Source organism: Nannocystis pusilla (assembly GCF_020073745.1).
Classification (GTDB): domain Bacteria; phylum Myxococcota_A; class Polyangia; order Nannocystales; family Nannocystaceae; genus Nannocystis; species Nannocystis radixulma.
This window is the reverse complement of record NZ_JAIRAU010000043.1, coordinates 33,056-48,046: the sequence shown is the minus strand read 5'-3', so window position 1 is coordinate 48,046 and position 14,991 is coordinate 33,056. Positions and strand designations below refer to the sequence as shown.

The window sequence follows — 14,991 nt, the reverse complement described above, 5'->3', positions numbered from 1 at the left end:
AAGTCCAGGCCAGGCGCAGGCTCCACGAGCGGGCCGAACTTTGGCCTTTGACAGCGGGCCGGGCGGCGGTTAGCTTCGCGCCTCGGCATGCGGCGGCTCTGCAGCGCGGCGCTGGCGGTGGGGCTCAGCCTTGCGGCCTGCAAGACGGGTCCCAACCTCAGCACGGACTACGGCCAGACCGCGCGCGAGAACTACGAGCTGGCCGTCGGTGAGTTCACCGACAAGGACTACGAAGAGGCGATCCAGTACGCCGACTTCGTACGGATCCGCTTCCCGTTCAGCCGCTACGCCGTCGAGGCCGAGCTGCTGATCGCCCGCGCCGAGTTCGCCCAGGGCAACTACACGACCTCGCAGGACCAGTTCAAGCAGTTCTACAAGCTGCACCCGACGCACAAGCACGTGCAGAACGGATGGTGCGCGTACATGGCGGCGGTCTCGGCGTACATGAACGCGCCCGAGGGCTTCTTCCTGATGCCGCCGCACTACCAGCGCGACCAGGACCAGCTGCAGGACGCGCTGGTCGAGCTGGCCTACTTCTTCGACCACTACCCGAGCAGCCCGATGCACCCGCTGGCGATCAAGCTGCAGGACGAGGTCCGGCGCCGCCTGCTCGAGCACGAGCTCTACGTCGCCAAGTTCTACCTCGACCGCGACCGCCCCGAGGCCGCGATCGGCCGCCTCGAGTCGGCGCACAAGGTGTACTCGGGCATCGGCCTCGACGCCGAGGTGCTGTTCCTGCTGGCGCTGACCTACCTGAAGATGGACGAGATCGAGCTGTCGCGGACGACCTTCGCCGAGCTGCAGGCGCAGCACCCGAAGCACCACCACGGCCGCCAGGCCCGCCTCTACCTCAAGTACATCCAGGACACCTACGGCCCCGCCGACGCCAGCCGCAAGCGCCCCGACCGCAGCCCGCCGCGCCCGATCGCCCCGCCGCGGCCCAAGCCGGTCGACGAGCCCAAGGCCAAGGGCAAGCCGAAGGCGTCCGTCGAGGGCCGCACGGGTTCGATGTGAGCGCCGACGACCCGCGCGACGACGAGACCGGCGCGCCCGATGCACCTGTCCCCGAGGACAGGCGAAGAGCGCCCGAGTCAGATGTCCCCGAGGACAGGGCCGACTCGCATGTCCTCGCGGACAGCTCACATGTCCCCGAGGACAGCCAGCCTGACGCCGCCGGCGCGCCCCGCGGTGGCGACGCGCCTCGCGCCCGCCGCGGCCTGTCGGCCGCCGACCTCGAGCGCCTGCGCGACCCGCCGCTGCAAACCGCCGACCTCCCCGGCGTCGGCGGCGCCATCCGCCGGCGCCCCGAGGACTTCCGGGTCCGCGAGGTGCCCGCCTACGACCCCGACGGCCGGCCGGGCGCGCACGTCCTGCTCGTGCTGACCAAGCGCGGCGTCGGCAGCGAGGACGCCGTCGCCGAGGTCGCGCGCCAGCTCGGGGTCCCGCGCGCCGAGGTCGGGCTCGCCGGCCTGAAGGACAAGGACGCCGTCACCGAGCAGTGGATCTCGCTGCCCGCCGCCGCGGCCGCGCGCCTCGGCCAGTTCGTCCATTCGGACATGTCCCTCGGGCCAGCCTACCCGCACGGCAACAAGCTGCGGCGCGGCCACCTCCGCGGCAACCAATTCACGATCGTCGTGCGCGACCTCGCCGTCGACCCCGACGAGGCCCTGGCGCGCTGCCGGGCCAAGGTCGAGCGCCTGCGCGCGCTCGGCGGCCTCGACAACCTCTACGGCGAGCAGCGCTTCGGCGGTGACAATTTGACGCGCGGGCTGGCCGCTCTGGCGCGCGCGCGCCGGCGCGGGCGGGCCGACTTTTTGCTGAGCGCCGGGCAGTCGGCGCTGTTCAACCTCTACCTGCTCGAGCGGCGCGCCCGCGGCCTCATGCGCGAGGTGCTGCGCGGCGACATCTTGAAGAAGACGGCCACGGGCGGCCTGTTCGAGTGCACCGACCCGGCCACCGACAAGGCCCGGCTCGATGCCGGGGAACTCCTCATCACCGGGCCGATGTTCGGCAGCAAGATGCGGGCACCGGGCCTCGACACCCCCTCGGGGGCGCTGGAGGCGGAGATCCTGGCGCGCGCGGAGATCGACCTGACGACGCTGCAAGGCTTAGGTCACACCCTCGAGGGCACGCGGCGGCCGCTGCAGGTCGCGCCCTTCGCGGTCGAGATGGAACTCGCGCGCGACGACTTCGGCCCCGGGGTCGCCCTCAGCTTCGAGCTCCCCTCCGGGAGCTACGCCACGGCCCTCCTGCGCGAGCTTCAGCGGCCGGTCTGAACCGGCGTGCGCCTGTGTCGCCGGCGAACACTGGCCGTTTCGCGCCGGCTGGGCTACGGTTCGCGGGCTCACCAATGAAGCTCTCGGAAAAATTCCTCGAGCTCTCGGCGGTCGGCTCGGAGTGGATCCTCTGGATCCTCGTCGGGCTGTCCGTCGTGAGTGTAGCCGTGATGATCGAGCGCCTGATCTTCTACTCGGGCGTCCAGGGGCGTGACACGGCGTTGGTCCGGGCGCTCCACGCCGCGCTCGCCGACCGTGACATCGCCAAGGCCCAGGAGGTCCTGCGCGCGGCCACCAGCCCGGGCGCGCGGATCGCCGCGCAGATGCTCGAGACCAGCCAGCGCGGCGCCGCCTCGATGTCCGCGATCATGGCCGCGCTGCGCCCCGGCGAGAAGCTCCGGCTCGAGCGCAACCTCAACTTCCTCGGCACCGTCGGCTCGAACTCGCCGTTCATCGGCCTGCTCGGCACCGTGCTCGGCATCATCGAGACCTTCCGCGCCATCGAGCGCTCGGGCGTGATGGGCAGCGCCGAGTACTCGAACGCCGTCATGGCCGGCATCTACGAGGCGCTGGTGGCCACCGCCGTCGGCCTGCTCGTCGCCATCCCGGCCGTCATCGCCTTCAACTTCTTCCAGCGCCGGGTCAAGGCGCTGCTCGGCGAGGCCGACGCGCTCACCAACATGGTGCTGTCGCTGTCGAGCAACCAGGACGGCGCCACGCGCCCGCACTGAGGAGCCAGCCGTGGCCGCCGACACCAATCAGGACGACGAAGAGGGTATCAACAGCATCAACGTCACCCCGCTGGTCGACGTCATGCTCGTGCTGTTGATCATCTTCATGGTCACGACCACGAAGATCCAGGAGTCGGAGGCGCTGGCGATCGACAAGCCCGACGCGCAGACCGGCCAGAAGCTCGAGCCGAAGCAGCACCACATCCTCCTCACGTGCGCGAAGGACGGCACGCTGCAGGTCGACCACCAGCCGGTCGACGGCGACGCCGCGATCAAGGAGGCGATCACGCGCAAGCTGGCCGAGGGCCGCGACCTCCAGGGCATCATCCAGTGCGACGAGGAGGCCCAGGTGCGGTCGATGATTCACCTCGTCGACCTGCTGCGCGAGGCCGGCGTCAAGAAGTACGCCATCGCCACGGAGAAGCCCAAGGCCACGACCGGCGCCCCGTCCTAGCCAGCGAGTTTGCGGATGCGCCTCGGCGGCAGCTTCATCTCTCGATCGGGCACCGGCGCGTTCGGCTCGCTCGGCCTGCACGCCCTGCTCGCGCTGCTGCTGGGCTATCTGTCGGTCGAGCCGCCGACGCCCGAGGAGCCGCAGATCGACATCGTCGAGTTCGAGATCCCCGAACCCGAGCCCGAGCCCGAGCCCGAGCCCGAGCCCGAGCCCGAGAAGCCGCAGGAAGAGCAGCCGCCGCCCGAGCCGGTCCCCGAGGTCCGCAAGGAGGAGCCGCCGCCCAAGCCGCGGCCGCGACCAAAGGCCGACCCGGTCCCGCAGCAGCCCGACGACGCCCCGCCGCCGCTGCGCATGGACGCCAGCCAGACCACCACCTCGGGCAACAGCGGCGTGAAGATCGGCGTCGGCACCCCCGGCGGCACGCCCGGCGGCACCGGCAGCCCCGACTCCAAGGGCAAGAGCGGCAGCCCGAAGGGCACCGAAGGCGGCACCGGCACCGGCGGCCCCACCTGGGAGCCGCGCGGCGAGCTCTACATCCGCGAGCTCCCGGCCGTCGTCAACGTGCCCCAAGAGCAATGTCCGGCAGTACAGGAGCTCGGCATCGAGGGCGTCGTCATCCTCACCGTCCAGGTCCGCCGTGACGGCTCCGTCAAGGACGTCAAGGTGGCCAAGGACATCGGCCACGGTTGCGGCAAGATCGCCGCCAAGGCCCTGCGCAAGGCCAAGTTCCGCCCCGCGATCGCCACCAACGGCCAGCCGGCCGACTTCGAGCTGCGCTACGAGTACGAGTTCCAGCTCGGCGACTGAACGCTCCGAAGCCTCGCGCCCGCCCTCGCCCTCACGGTCGCCGTCGGACCGCCCCGCGCGCGTGCGCGTGCGCGTTTGCCCCCGGCCGCGGATCGGCGCTATCGTCCGGCCGCCGTGCCGCGCGCGCCTCACCCTGCCGACCTCGGTCCGACCGCGTCGACCGGCCGCGCCCGGCTCGCCTGTCTCCTGTCTCTCGGGACATGTCTCGGAGTCGCCTGCGCGCCCGACCTCCCGCCCGGTCAGCGGGTCGCCGGCCCGCGGATCCTCGCCCTGCGCACCGAGGTCATCGCCCCGCTGTTCCCCGCCGAGGAGCCGGCCGACGCCGGCGTGCGCTGCGAGGCCCTGCCGTTCGAGAAGGTGCGCGTCACCCCCTTCATGGTCGAGCCGACCGGCGTGCTCGACATCGCCGGCGCCGAGTTCGACCCGATCTGGCTCGCCTGTCAGCTCGGTCCGGGCCAGGGTCTGTTCGCCTGCCTGCGCGACGCCTTGCCGCTCGAGCTCGACGAGCTGCCCGAGTGTCCGGTCCCGAGCTTCACCGACATCGACCCGAACGCGATGGAGCTGCCGGAGTACCCGAGCCCGTGCCGCTTCCCCGACGACGGCAGCGACGACGGGCGCCTCGAATTCACCGCCCCGTTCGCCCCCAACCTCCTGCTCGGCGGCGACATCGAGCTGACGATGATCAGCCGCGCGCCCGGCTCGCCCGCCACCCGCGCGTGCGCCGAGGCCATGCTGAGCAAGGCCGCCGACCTGCCGAACGAGTGCATCTACGCCGTCACGCGCGTCTCGGTCGGGCCGATCGAGCAACTGCTCGCGTTCGCCGGCATGTTCGGGTTCGAGCTGCCGCCCGAGCTCGGCGAGGTACCTGACCCCAAGGACATCCCGGACGGCGACCGCAACCCGCGGATCGCCAGCTTCCGCGTCACCGTCCTCGACCCCGCGGCCGACGAGGAGACCGAGTACGGCGAGGTCGAGCGCGGCGGCAAGATCACGGTCAAGCGCGGCCAGACGATCGAGATCGACACCGACACGCCCGCGGTCGACCTGCAGACCTTTCCCGTCCCGATCAACAACGGCGTCGGCGGCATGGGCTCCGAGCTGCAGACCGAGCGGCTCGACGGCTCGTGGTACCGCACCTGGGGCACCCTGCTGGCCAGCGGCAGCGACGACCGCGAGGCCTTCAATCAATGGACCATGCGCAAGGGCGAGGCGGACGCGGACGAGCTCCCACCCGACGGCCGCGCCCTCCTCTATTATGTCCTGAGGGACAGCCGCCTCGGGGTCGACTGGTGGTGGCTCGAGGTCGAGGTCGAGCCCTGAACCGGCGGGGGCGCGCGCGAGGCGTCGCCCGCGGTCAGGCCCGGCGATCGACGAATTTTTGCCTGGACCTGGCTCACGCGGGCGTGCCGACCCCCTGTCGGCCCTGATAGTTTCAGCGGCCCGCGCACGCTGTCGCGCCGCTGTGCGGGTAGCGGCCCGTCGATCGGGGCGCCGTTGGCTGCGCGGCGCCGGACCCGGGCTGCGGACCCGGGGAGAGCCGCTTGACCCCGCCGGCCCCCGGCGTTACTAGCCGTCTGGATCCGTGCTGGGCCTCACCGCAACCCTGCTCGCCGCCCTGCTCGACGCCCCCGCGCCGGGCACCCTCGACCCGACCACGGGGGCTCCTCAGGACATCCAACCGCGGGCGACTCCCCCGACGGTCGAGCCGCGGCCGTCGCCCGGCGTCAACTTCGGTCAGTCGCCGACGAGCGTCACGCCGCCCGCGACCCGGCCGCCGAGCCCCGCCGATCCGACCGCCCCGCGCACCCCGCTGATGCGCCCGCGGCCCGACGCCGGCCCGGCTCCGTCCCCGGGGACAGGTCCTTCGGAGCAGGTCCAACCGACCAGCCCCGCGCCCGACCCGTCCACGCTGTACCCGCTGTCGTTCGCGGCCGAGGAGCTGTCGCTGAGCGACGTCCTCAAGAGCGCGCTCGAGGGCAACATCGACCTGCGCAACAGCGCGATCGACATCGCCATCACCGAGAAGCAGGTCACCGCGGCGCTGGGCGCCTACGACGTGTTCTTCCTCGCCGGCACCACCGCCAGCAAGGCCGTCACGCCGCAGCGCGGTTCGGCGGCGGCCTTCACCGTCGGCAACCAGTCGTTTTCGGGCAACTTCGGCTTCGAGCGCAAGCTCGAGTCCGGCGGCACGCTCAACTTCACCGTCACGGCCACGCGCAGCACGATCCTCCAGCCGATCAACTTCTTCAACGCCGCGGCCGGCACCCGTCAGCTCAACAGCTACATCATCTCGCCGAGCCTGACGCTCACGCACCCGCTGCTGCGCAACGCCGGCGTGCGGGTCAACCGCGCCGACATCGACCGGGCCCGGATCGCGCGCACGCAGATGGAGGCCAACCAGCTGCAGATGGCCCAGACGGCCATCCACGACATCATCCTGGCCTACTGGGACGTCCTGTTCGCCTCGCGCGACCTCGAGAACAAGCGCCGCAGCGCCGCCACCACCTCGGAGCAGCACCGCCGGGTCAAGGCCGAGGTCGCGGCCGGTCGCAAGTCGCAGCTCGACCTCGACACGATCTACCAGTCCCTGGTCGCGCGCGAGAACGAGGTCGTGCTGGCCGAGAACACCCTGCTCGACCGCAGCCTGACGCTGCGACAGTTCATGGGTCAGGACTTCGCGAAGCGCAAGGTCCTCGGCGTGTTGCCGCAGACCGACCCGCAGGCGCTCGCGCCGCGGGAGATCGACCTCGAGGCCGAGATCAAGAAGGCGTACGCCGCCAACCCGCAGCTGCGCTCGCTCGAGATCGGCATCGCCAGCCGGCGCATCGACGAGCTCGTGGCCGCCAACGCCCGCCTGCCGGTCCTCGACTTCCGGTTCCAGTTCGCGCCGCAGGGCCGCAGCGTCGACCTCAACGCCGTCGCCGAGACCGGCGTCCCGGCCCAGCGCGCCTCGTGGCCGCAGGCGTTCTCGAACTTCTTCACCGCGACCGACGTCGCCAAGGTGAACTTCAACACCGGCCCGTTCGCCGACTTCAACATCAGCGGCTCGCTCAACTTCAACTTCGACATCCAGGGCCGCACGCCGAAGGCCAACCACGAGCGCGTGGTCCTCGAGATCCGCAAGGCCGAGTTCAACCTGCAGAAGTCGCAGCAGCAGATCTCGATCGCCGTCATCCGCTCGGTCAACGCCATGCGGACCGCCAGCGCGCGCCTCACGATCACCTCCGAGGCCGTCCGCCTGGCCGAGTCGAACCTGCGCGCCGAGGAGGCCCGCTTCCGCGTCGGCCGCTCGACCAGCTACGACGTGCTGTTCCGCCAGGACGAGCTCGCCCTGGCCCAGTTCAACGCGCTCTCGGCCCAGATCGACTTCCTGCGCGCGACCGTCGAGCTGCAGACCCTGACCGGCCAGCTGCTGCCGTCCTACGGCCTCGAGCTGTCCGGCGCCGCCGCCCCGCGCCAGGCCTCGACGCCGACCGGCGGCAGCTACCGCTAGTTCCTCGCGGCCTCCTGCGCGCGCACGCATCGGCAGCCGCGAGGCCGTCGGCGGGCGCGCGAGATCTCCCCTGAGCCCGCTCCTGCAAAGCCCTCGCGCAGCCTCCGCCGGGCCCGGGACGCCGGCTCGGCTTGTTTCGCCGCCCGCGCTCGTGTTACGTTGCTGCGTGCTCGCCTGCGGGCGCCCGGAGTGCTGCCATGTCCGCTTCTGAAATCGCCGACAACAAGTGGGAGCTCGAAGCTTCCAAGCCCCCGATCTCCGACGTCGGAGGCATTCTCCAGATCGTCGTCGTCGCGTTCTTCGCGGCCCTGTTCGGTTGGATGCTGATGTTCACCTTCCAGGGCATCTTCGGCTCCAAGCGCGAGACCCTGGCCGACGCGTACGGCAACCTCACCGTCGACGGCAAGAAGGCCCCCGAGGCCCCGCCGGCGGAGTGAGCCGCGGCGCCCCCGGGCGCCTCAACGAATGCCGATGAACGCGAGCATCTGACCGATGCCCGCGCCGTCGCGACGATAGCTGAAGTAACGCTCCGGGTTGCGGCAGGTGCACCCGCCGACGCGTTCGATGCAATCCCGCGAGACGCCTGCGTCCTCCAGCTGAGCCCGGACTGCCGCCACCAGATCGACGTGTGGCCGCCTTCCGGGCTCGCGGCGTACGTGCGCGGGCGCGAACTGGCTGGCGACCTCCTCGCCGACCTCGAACGCCTCGACCTCGATGCACGGCCCGATCGCCGCGCGTAGCTGCGACGGGTCGACGCCGTCGGCCACGAGCGCGGCGATCGTCGCCCCGACCACGTTGGCGACCGTCCCGCGCCAGCCGCTGTGGATCGCCGCCACCGCCGTCGCCGCGTGATCGGCCAGCAGCACCGGCACGCAGTCGGCCGTCATCACCCCGACCACCACCGGCCTGTCGCTCGCGCGGGCCCACAGCGCGTCGGCCTCGGCCCCGGGCGTCAACGCCGACACGCGCAGCGCCGTCGCCCCGTGGACCTGTCGCACCAGTCGCAGCTCTTCGGGTTCGAACCCGCCGGCCTCGGCGACGCGACGGAGGTTCTCGTCGACGTTGGCGGGCTCGTCACCCCAGCGACGGCCGAGGTTGAGGCTCTCGAAGCGACCGCGGCTGACGCCACCGGTGCGGTCGGTGAAGCCGTGGACGATACGCGGTGAGGACAGCAGCACGGCGCGGGCGAGCACCCTGAACTCTTAGGAGTCCGGGCCGCCGAGCGCAACAATCAGGGCGCGGAGCTCGGGTGGCAGCGCGCTCTCGAAGTCGAGCTCGGCGTCCGAGATCGGGTGGCGGAACCCGAGCACTGCGGCGTGGAGCGCGTGGCGCCCGAGGCTCTCCGCGAGCGCGCGGATGGCCGGCGAACCGCCGAGCCCGCCGTACAGCGCGTCGCCGACGATCGGGTGGCCCAGCATGCGGCAGTGCATGCGGATCTGATGCGTCCGGCCGGTCTCGAGCTGGAAGCCGAGCAGCGCCGCGCCGGTCAGGCGCTCGAGCGTGCGGACGTGCGTCACGGCGCGGCGGCCGTCCCTGGCGTCCCAGGTGAAGCGGCGGCGATCGACCGGGTCGCGCCCGTGGCCGGTGCGCAGCGTCTTCTCGTCGAACGGCGGCGCGTCGCGCACCACCCCGAGGTAGCGGCGGCGCAGCGAGTGCCGGCGGAACTGCGCCGCCAGCCCCTCCTGCGCCTGCATGTGCTTCGCCACCACCAGCAGCCCGCTCGTGTCGCGGTCGAGGCGATGCACGATCCCCGGGCGCGTCGCGTCGTTGCCGGGCAGCACCGGCAGCGCCTCCGCGCCCGCCCCGAGGTGATGCAGCACCGCGTTGACCAGCGTCCCGTGACTGTGGCCCGGCCCGGCGTGGACCACCATCCCGGCCGGCTTGTCGATCACCAGCAGGTGTTCGTCCTCGAACACCACCTGGAGCGGCAGCGCCTCGGGCGTCGCGTGCAGCGGCGCGGGCGCCTGCAGTTCGACCTCGACCTCGACCTCGGCGTCGACCAGGCGCGAGGCCTTCAGCGCCGCTCCCCCGGCCGCCCACACCTTCCCGGCCGCGAACGCGCGGGCCAGCTGGGAGCGCGTGCACGGGTGCCCGCGGCGAGCGAGCTCGGCGACGAGGGCCTGGTCGAGGCGACGCCCGATGGCGTCGGATCCGAGGTGGAGGCGCAGGCCCGAAGCCTACCAGATGTGGGTCTTGAGGCTCGCCATCGGCTTGATCACGCGGTCGACGATGGCGCGGTCGTAGTAGTTCTTGCGGAACAGCTCGGGCGTCACGCGGCCGCGGAACAGGTCGCGGCCCTCCATGATCTCTTCCCCGAGGGCGTCGAAGAAGTTGTCGTTGATCAGCGCCTCTTCGATCTTCTGCTTGTTGTAGAGCTGGATGTCCGAGGCGATCGCTCGGGCGAGCTGCTGCGCGCGGGCGTCGTTGTCGATGGGCGTGGCTGCCATGACCGCGAGGATGCCACAGCGCCGCGGCGCCCGCCAAGTCGCCGCAATTTCGCCGCCCGCGGCCTCGAAAACGCCCCTGCGCCCCGGCGCCAGGCGAGCCGCGCGCTCGCCCTCTGCGAGTGACGGCGCCGCTCCTGGTAAAGTCGCGGCGGATGACCGAGCAAGCGAACTTCGAGCTGGATCGCGGCTCGCTCTCGGCGGCCGCGGTCGGCAAGACCATTGTGCATCGGCCGACGCGCGACGCCGGCTTCCCGCTGGTGTTCGGCGGGATCTGCGGCGCACTCGCGCTCGGCCTGGTGGTCGCCGCCGTCGTCACCGCCGGTGCCGTGCCCGCCACCTTCCTCATCGTCCTCGAGCTGCTGATCGCCGCCGGCCTCGGCTGGATGGCGAGCTGGTTGCTGCCCGACGCGCTCGCAGCGCACCGTTTCAATCGCCGCCGCTACGAGGTGCGCTTCGAGCTCCGGCACATCGAGATCCGCAGCCGGGACGGCGTCGAGCAGGTCGCCCTCGCCGACGCGCCGGCGCATCCGTTCCTGCGCTCGCTGGCGATCGACAGCCGGCTCCACCCGCTCTTGCGGGTGCGCGCCGCCTGCGAGCGGCTCCCCCCGCGCGCCGATGTCCGCGTGATCCTCGAGACCCTCGCGCTGCTGCACCTCGACGACGAGCCGAGCGACGCGCCCGTGCCTCCACCGACTCGCCCCTACTACGCCACGATCGTCGGTGGCGCGGCGGTGTTCTTTCGCGCTCCCGAGGAGCTCGCGCACCTGCGCGACGCCGGGACCTCGGTCTACCGCATCGACACCGCCTGGGACCCCGCGTCGCGGACCCATACCCCGCGCCTCACGCCCGCGAGCGTACGGCGCGTGTGACGAACCATCGGCCAGGTGAACGCACCCGGCCTCACAGGAACAGCCGCAGCGCCTGCTGCAGGAAGTTTCGCACCGCGCTGGTCGTCGCCGCCAGCGGCAGGGCCGGGAGCAAGCCGACGAGCACGAGCACGAGCGCTTCGCGGCGACCGAGCGGGACCGGGCGGATCGAGCGGACGACGTCGTGATCGGCGGCGAGGTCGGCGAGCGCTTGCACGTCGGACGTGCCGAGCAGTGGTTCCTCGCTGGGCAGCGCGGGAGCGAACCACTTCGACTCGAACTGCTGGGTGTAGCGGCTCGCCAGCGCGCCGTGCTCGAACAGCCCGCGCGACCGCAGGCGCAAGAGCGCCGGCACGACCGCGAACAGCGGACCTATCACGATCACGAGCGTCAGCACCAGCAGCGCGATGTAGCTCGAGTGGTACTGCTCGAGCGTCGCGCCCGCGAACAGGATCCGCGTGGCGATCGCGCTGGAGATCGCGGCGCTCGCGGCGAACACCAGGATCCCCCACGGCAGGAGGCCATCGCCGAGGAAGCCGAGCCCGCCGGCGCGATCGGGGTGCGTCGCGGTGAGCCGCAGCTCGAGCCGCGACACCCGTCGCAGGAAGCGGCCCCAGACGAACAGCCGGTGCACCCAGCGATACAGCACGAAGTGAAACAGCGGCAACGAGACCAGCGCGAACCATCGACCCGCCAGCGTGAGCGTGGGAGGCGGCCCCGCCGTGTGCCAGCTGCCTCCCGCATGGCTCTCGCCGAGCACCATGATGCCCAGCGCGGAGACATAGGCCGCCGTGATCACGATCAGCGCGGCGACCCCCGAATCCCGGGTGCGATGCGCCTCGACGAGGAGGCCGGCGAACACCGGTCGATCTTCGGCGCGCACCAGATCGGCGGCGATGAACTGCGCGGTGCAGCGGTCGAGCTGCGCCCCGATCGGCAGATCGGCCAGCACGAGCAGCGGCACGGCGACGAGGAAACGGACGTGCGCCGCCAGATCGTGGAGGAACGGCAACGCGGTGCGGCCGACCAGCACGCCGTCCACACCCGCGAGCACGAGCAGCGGAAACCACGCGAACAGGGCCACGCCCGCCGCCACCGCGGGCGCGCGCCCACGCAACGGCGCGGCACGGAGCCGACGCAGCGCGGCGTCACCGGGCCCGCCGTCGACCCAGAACAACTCGGGAGCGTCGGCGAGGTCGCCGCGCGCCGCTCGCTCGTCGCGCATCCACGCCACAGCGTGCGCCTCGAACGACCCCGCGCGCCTCTCACGGGTTCGCCTCCACGCCGCGCCCGACCCTCTGCCGCTGCGTCCGGCGCCTGCCGGCGCGTTCGCGGCTGCCGCTCTCGCGCGGCCCGACTGCGAACTCGCGCCCGTTCATCCACGGAGGTCTCCATCAAGCCCACCGAATTCACCCTGTTCAAGTCGCGCAGCCGCTTCACCGACGACACGTCATGACCGCGTCTCGAGCGTGAGGCATCCAGCGCACGCACGCGGCGAATTACCTCGCCCAGGATCTGCGGGTCCGCGGCTCATCAGCTGTCTCTTCGGGCATCCCCTTGCCGGCCGGATGCTGGTCCGCGAGCGACACCGATCCGCCGACCTCGTCCGAGCGCGGCGATCGCCGCAATCTCACCTCACGCGCCGCGCCGCGCCGACTGCCCGCGGAACATCGCTCCGCGCCGTCCGGCGGCGAACCGCCGGCGCCGGCCGGTCGCCGTGAAAATCAGTTCACCGGCTCGGCCGCGGGGACGCGCTGCTACCATCTGCGCCGCGTGTCCGGGTCGAACCTCTACGCCAGCCTGAGCTCGCTGCTCGCCGCCGCGGTCGCCGCCGCGATCGGCATCAGCGTCTACCTGCGCGACCGCTCGCGGGTGCAGTTCTCGCGCTTCTTCGCCTTCTGTCTCAGCCTGTGCCTCTTCCACCTCGCGCGCTTCTTCGCCGGTCTGCCGAGCCTGCCGCGCTCGCAGTGGGTCGCGGACACCCTGAGCCTGCTGCTCCCGCTGATGGCCGACCGCTTCCTCTCGGGCTTCTTCCCCGCGGCCGGACCGGCGCCCGGGCGCAACCCGGTGCAGGGGCCGCTGCTCGGCGTCCTCCTGGTGTTCCAGGTGTTCGCCCTCGTCTTCCCGCAGCTCGCCGACGAGCCGTGGTGGGTCGTCATCGACGTCAGCATCAAGATCTACGTCGTCGGCGGCCTCTTCTACGCCGTCATGCGCATGTGGCGGGCCGCGCGCGCCGCCGAGGGCACCGCGGCCGGCCCGCGCCTGCGCTACCTGTTCTACGCCGCCCTGATCGCGCTCGCGCTCGGCCAGCCGGGGATCCCCGTCATCGGCCCGATCGTCACCGCCGTCTACTTGTACTTCATGGCGCAGACGCTGACGCGCGAGCGTCTGCTCGACCTGCCGGAGATCCTGGCGCGGATCGCCAGCATGACGCTGCTCGTGATCACCGTCACCGCGGTCTACGCCGCGCTGGTGCTGTGGGTGCCGTGGACCTTCGCCGGCGAGCCGATGCTGCTGGTCTTCAACACCTTGCTCGCCTCGTTCGCCGTGCTGGTGTTGATCGACCCGCTGCGCACCGAGCTCGATCGGCGCCTCGAGAGCTGGCTGTTCCACGACCGCTCGATCTTGCGGGCCCTGCTCGACCGCCTGCGCCGGCGCCTCGTCAACCTCATCGATCCCGACGAGATGGTCCGCGTCGTCATGAACACCTTGCGCGGATCCGAGCGGGTCACTCGCGCCTCGCTGTTCCTGCTCGACCGTCAGGGTTCGGCGTTGCGACTGCGCGGGCACACCGGCGCTCCCACGCCGCCGTCGAGCCTCGACCTCGCGACCCGGCGGCCCCTGCTCGAGCGCATGCGGCAGAGCGGCCCGCTGCTGCGCGACGTGCTCGAGCGGCAGCGCGAGCGGGCCAACAACGAGCTCAAGGCCGAGCTCGACGAGTGCCTGGACACCTTCGCCGAGGTCGGCGCCAGCCTCGCGCTGCCGATCCGCGGCCTCGCCGGCGAGCAGCTCGAGAGCGGTCCGCCGCGGCTGCACCTGCTCGGCGTGTTGTTCGTCGACGACGAGCGCCTGCTCGAGCCGTTCTCGCGCGAGGAGGTCGAGCTGTTCGAGGGCGTGGTGGCCCAGGCGGCGGTGATGATCGAGAACTCGACCGTGTACGAGCAACGCAAGGAGCGCGACCGCCTGGCCGCGCTCGGCGAGATGGCCGCCGGCCTGGCCCACGAGATCCGCAACCCGCTCGGGGCGATCAAGGGCGCCGTCCAGGTCGTCGAGCCCGGGCTGCAGAACGCCGACCCGACCACGCGTGAGTTCCTCGGCGTCATCGTCGAGGAGGTCGAGCGGCTCAACCGCGTCGTCACCCAATTCCTCACCTACTCGCGGCCCTACACCGGCCAGATGGGCCCGGTCGCGCTCGGCGAGGTCGTCGTCACCACCATGCGCCTGCTCGACGAGGACGCCCGTGGGCGCGTCACCGTCACCCAGGCTGCGAATCTGCCGCCGGTCCGCGGCGACGCCGAGGCCCTGCGCCAGGTCCTGCTCAACCTCCTGCGCAACGCCTTCGACGCCCTCGCCGGCCAGGGCGCGCCCGGGCGGGTGTTCGTGTCGTTGGGCCTGCGGCGGCACGGCCTCGGCAGCGGCGACGCGGTCACCCTCACGGTCCGCGACAACGGCCCCGGGTTCGCCCCGGGCGCGCTGGCCAACCTGTTCGTGCCGTTCCACACCACCAAGGCGGCCGGCACCGGCCTGGGGCTGCCCATCAGCCAGCGGATCGTGGAGAATCACCGCGGGCTCATCGAGGTCAGCGCCCCCGAGGGCGGCGGCGCCCAGTTCACGATCGTCCTGCCCGTGTACGCCCAGCCGCGCGCCGAACCTCCGGCCTGACCGACCTCGGCCTCCGACCAATCTGCTCTTTCAGA

At 71.9% G+C, this 14,991-nt stretch carries 14 protein-coding genes; 10 read left to right on the top strand and 4 right to left on the bottom strand.

The features are described 5' to 3' along the window. Window positions 1–87: 87 nt before the first annotated feature. The 8 genes from K7C98_RS29670 to K7C98_RS29635 all read left to right on the top strand — a co-directional run bounded on the left by K7C98_RS29670 (window position 88) and on the right by K7C98_RS29635 (window position 8,198). Entirely contained in the window at window positions 88–1,014 is a 927-nt protein-coding gene (locus tag K7C98_RS29670; RefSeq protein WP_224195167.1) for an outer membrane protein assembly factor BamD, read from the top strand. Beyond that, on the top strand, window positions 1,011–2,276 hold the full coding sequence (truD, locus tag K7C98_RS29665) for a tRNA pseudouridine(13) synthase TruD (protein WP_224195166.1): 1,266 nt from the start codon (window positions 1,011–1,013) through the stop codon (window positions 2,274–2,276). The genes K7C98_RS29670 and truD overlap by 4 nt, the downstream gene beginning before the upstream one ends. A gap of 74 nt (window positions 2,277–2,350) precedes the next feature. Beyond that, window positions 2,351–3,007: a MotA/TolQ/ExbB proton channel family protein gene (locus K7C98_RS29660; RefSeq protein WP_224195165.1), complete on the top strand. Its 657-nt coding sequence runs from the start codon at window positions 2,351–2,353 to the stop codon at window positions 3,005–3,007. Window positions 3,008–3,017: 10 nt separating this feature from the next. Next, the gene (locus tag K7C98_RS29655; protein WP_224195164.1) at window positions 3,018–3,461 is read left to right on the top strand and encodes an ExbD/TolR family protein; all 444 of its coding nucleotides are present in this window, start codon (window positions 3,018–3,020) and stop codon (window positions 3,459–3,461) included. A 15-nt stretch (window positions 3,462–3,476) separates the two neighbouring features. Next, window positions 3,477–4,268, top strand: a complete 792-nt coding sequence (locus K7C98_RS29650) for an energy transducer TonB (protein ID WP_224195492.1) — start codon at window positions 3,477–3,479, stop codon at window positions 4,266–4,268. Window positions 4,269–4,382: 114 nt separating this feature from the next. Beyond that, window positions 4,383–5,588, top strand: coding sequence for a hypothetical protein (locus K7C98_RS29645; protein ID WP_224195163.1), 1,206 nt, complete (start codon window positions 4,383–4,385; stop codon window positions 5,586–5,588). 262 nt (window positions 5,589–5,850) lie between these two features. Then, on the top strand, window positions 5,851–7,761 hold the full coding sequence (locus K7C98_RS29640; protein WP_224195162.1) for a TolC family protein: 1,911 nt from the start codon (window positions 5,851–5,853) through the stop codon (window positions 7,759–7,761). A gap of 197 nt (window positions 7,762–7,958) precedes the next feature. After that, a complete protein-coding gene (locus tag K7C98_RS29635) occupies window positions 7,959–8,198 on the top strand; it encodes a hypothetical protein (RefSeq protein ID WP_224195161.1) in 240 nt (79 codons plus the stop codon). Window positions 8,199–8,219: 21 nt separating this feature from the next. Here the strand turns inward: K7C98_RS29635 and pgeF are convergent, their stop codons facing one another. From pgeF to K7C98_RS29620, 3 genes are read right to left on the bottom strand one after another with little or no spacing between them, the layout of a single operon-like run. After that, the gene (gene pgeF / locus K7C98_RS29630) at window positions 8,220–8,954 is read right to left on the bottom strand and encodes a peptidoglycan editing factor PgeF (protein WP_224195160.1); all 735 of its coding nucleotides are present in this window, start codon (window positions 8,952–8,954) and stop codon (window positions 8,220–8,222) included. A gap of 9 nt (window positions 8,955–8,963) precedes the next feature. Next, window positions 8,964–9,902 (bottom strand): RluA family pseudouridine synthase, encoded by a 939-nt coding sequence (locus tag K7C98_RS29625; protein ID WP_224195491.1) that lies wholly within the window; start codon window positions 9,900–9,902, stop codon window positions 8,964–8,966. A gap of 36 nt (window positions 9,903–9,938) precedes the next feature. Next, window positions 9,939–10,208 carry a hypothetical protein gene (locus tag K7C98_RS29620; RefSeq protein WP_096328116.1) on the bottom strand — a complete coding sequence of 90 codons (270 nt, stop codon included), beginning with the start codon at window positions 10,206–10,208 and terminating at the stop codon, window positions 9,939–9,941. Window positions 10,209–10,360: 152 nt separating this feature from the next. On the opposite strand from K7C98_RS29620, the gene K7C98_RS29615 reads away from it, so the two are divergent. Then, complete coding sequence (locus tag K7C98_RS29615; RefSeq protein WP_224195159.1) at window positions 10,361–11,077, top strand: hypothetical protein; 717 nt, start codon at window positions 10,361–10,363, stop codon at window positions 11,075–11,077. 31 nt (window positions 11,078–11,108) lie between these two features. Here K7C98_RS29615 and K7C98_RS29610 read toward each other — a convergent pair whose 3' ends face one another. Continuing rightward, window positions 11,109–12,299 (bottom strand): hypothetical protein, encoded by a 1,191-nt coding sequence (locus K7C98_RS29610; protein WP_224195158.1) that lies wholly within the window; start codon window positions 12,297–12,299, stop codon window positions 11,109–11,111. Between the two features lie 548 nt (window positions 12,300–12,847). On the opposite strand from K7C98_RS29610, the gene K7C98_RS45090 reads away from it, so the two are divergent. Further along, a complete protein-coding gene (locus K7C98_RS45090) occupies window positions 12,848–14,956 on the top strand; it encodes a sensor histidine kinase (RefSeq protein WP_224195157.1) in 2,109 nt (702 codons plus the stop codon). The last annotated feature ends 35 nt before the right edge of the window (window positions 14,957–14,991 follow it).

What these genes read in the sequence shown, in the direction of transcription:
- K7C98_RS29615 (WP_224195159.1), top strand. Translation starts at nt 10,361, where the DNA reads ATGACCGAGCAAGCGAACTTCGAGCTGGATCGCGGCTCGCTCTCGGCG.
- K7C98_RS29650 (WP_224195492.1), top strand. Translation starts at nt 3,477, where the DNA reads ATGCGCCTCGGCGGCAGCTTCATCTCTCGATCGGGCACCGGCGCGTTC.
- K7C98_RS29660 (WP_224195165.1), top strand. Translation starts at nt 2,351, where the DNA reads ATGAAGCTCTCGGAAAAATTCCTCGAGCTCTCGGCGGTCGGCTCGGAG.
- K7C98_RS29620 (WP_096328116.1), bottom strand. Translation starts at nt 10,208, where the DNA reads ATGGCAGCCACGCCCATCGACAACGACGCCCGCGCGCAGCAGCTCGCC.
- K7C98_RS29635 (WP_224195161.1), top strand. Translation starts at nt 7,959, where the DNA reads ATGTCCGCTTCTGAAATCGCCGACAACAAGTGGGAGCTCGAAGCTTCC.
- K7C98_RS29670 (WP_224195167.1), top strand. Translation starts at nt 88, where the DNA reads ATGCGGCGGCTCTGCAGCGCGGCGCTGGCGGTGGGGCTCAGCCTTGCG.
- K7C98_RS29610 (WP_224195158.1), bottom strand. Translation starts at nt 12,299, where the DNA reads ATGCGCGACGAGCGAGCGGCGCGCGGCGACCTCGCCGACGCTCCCGAG.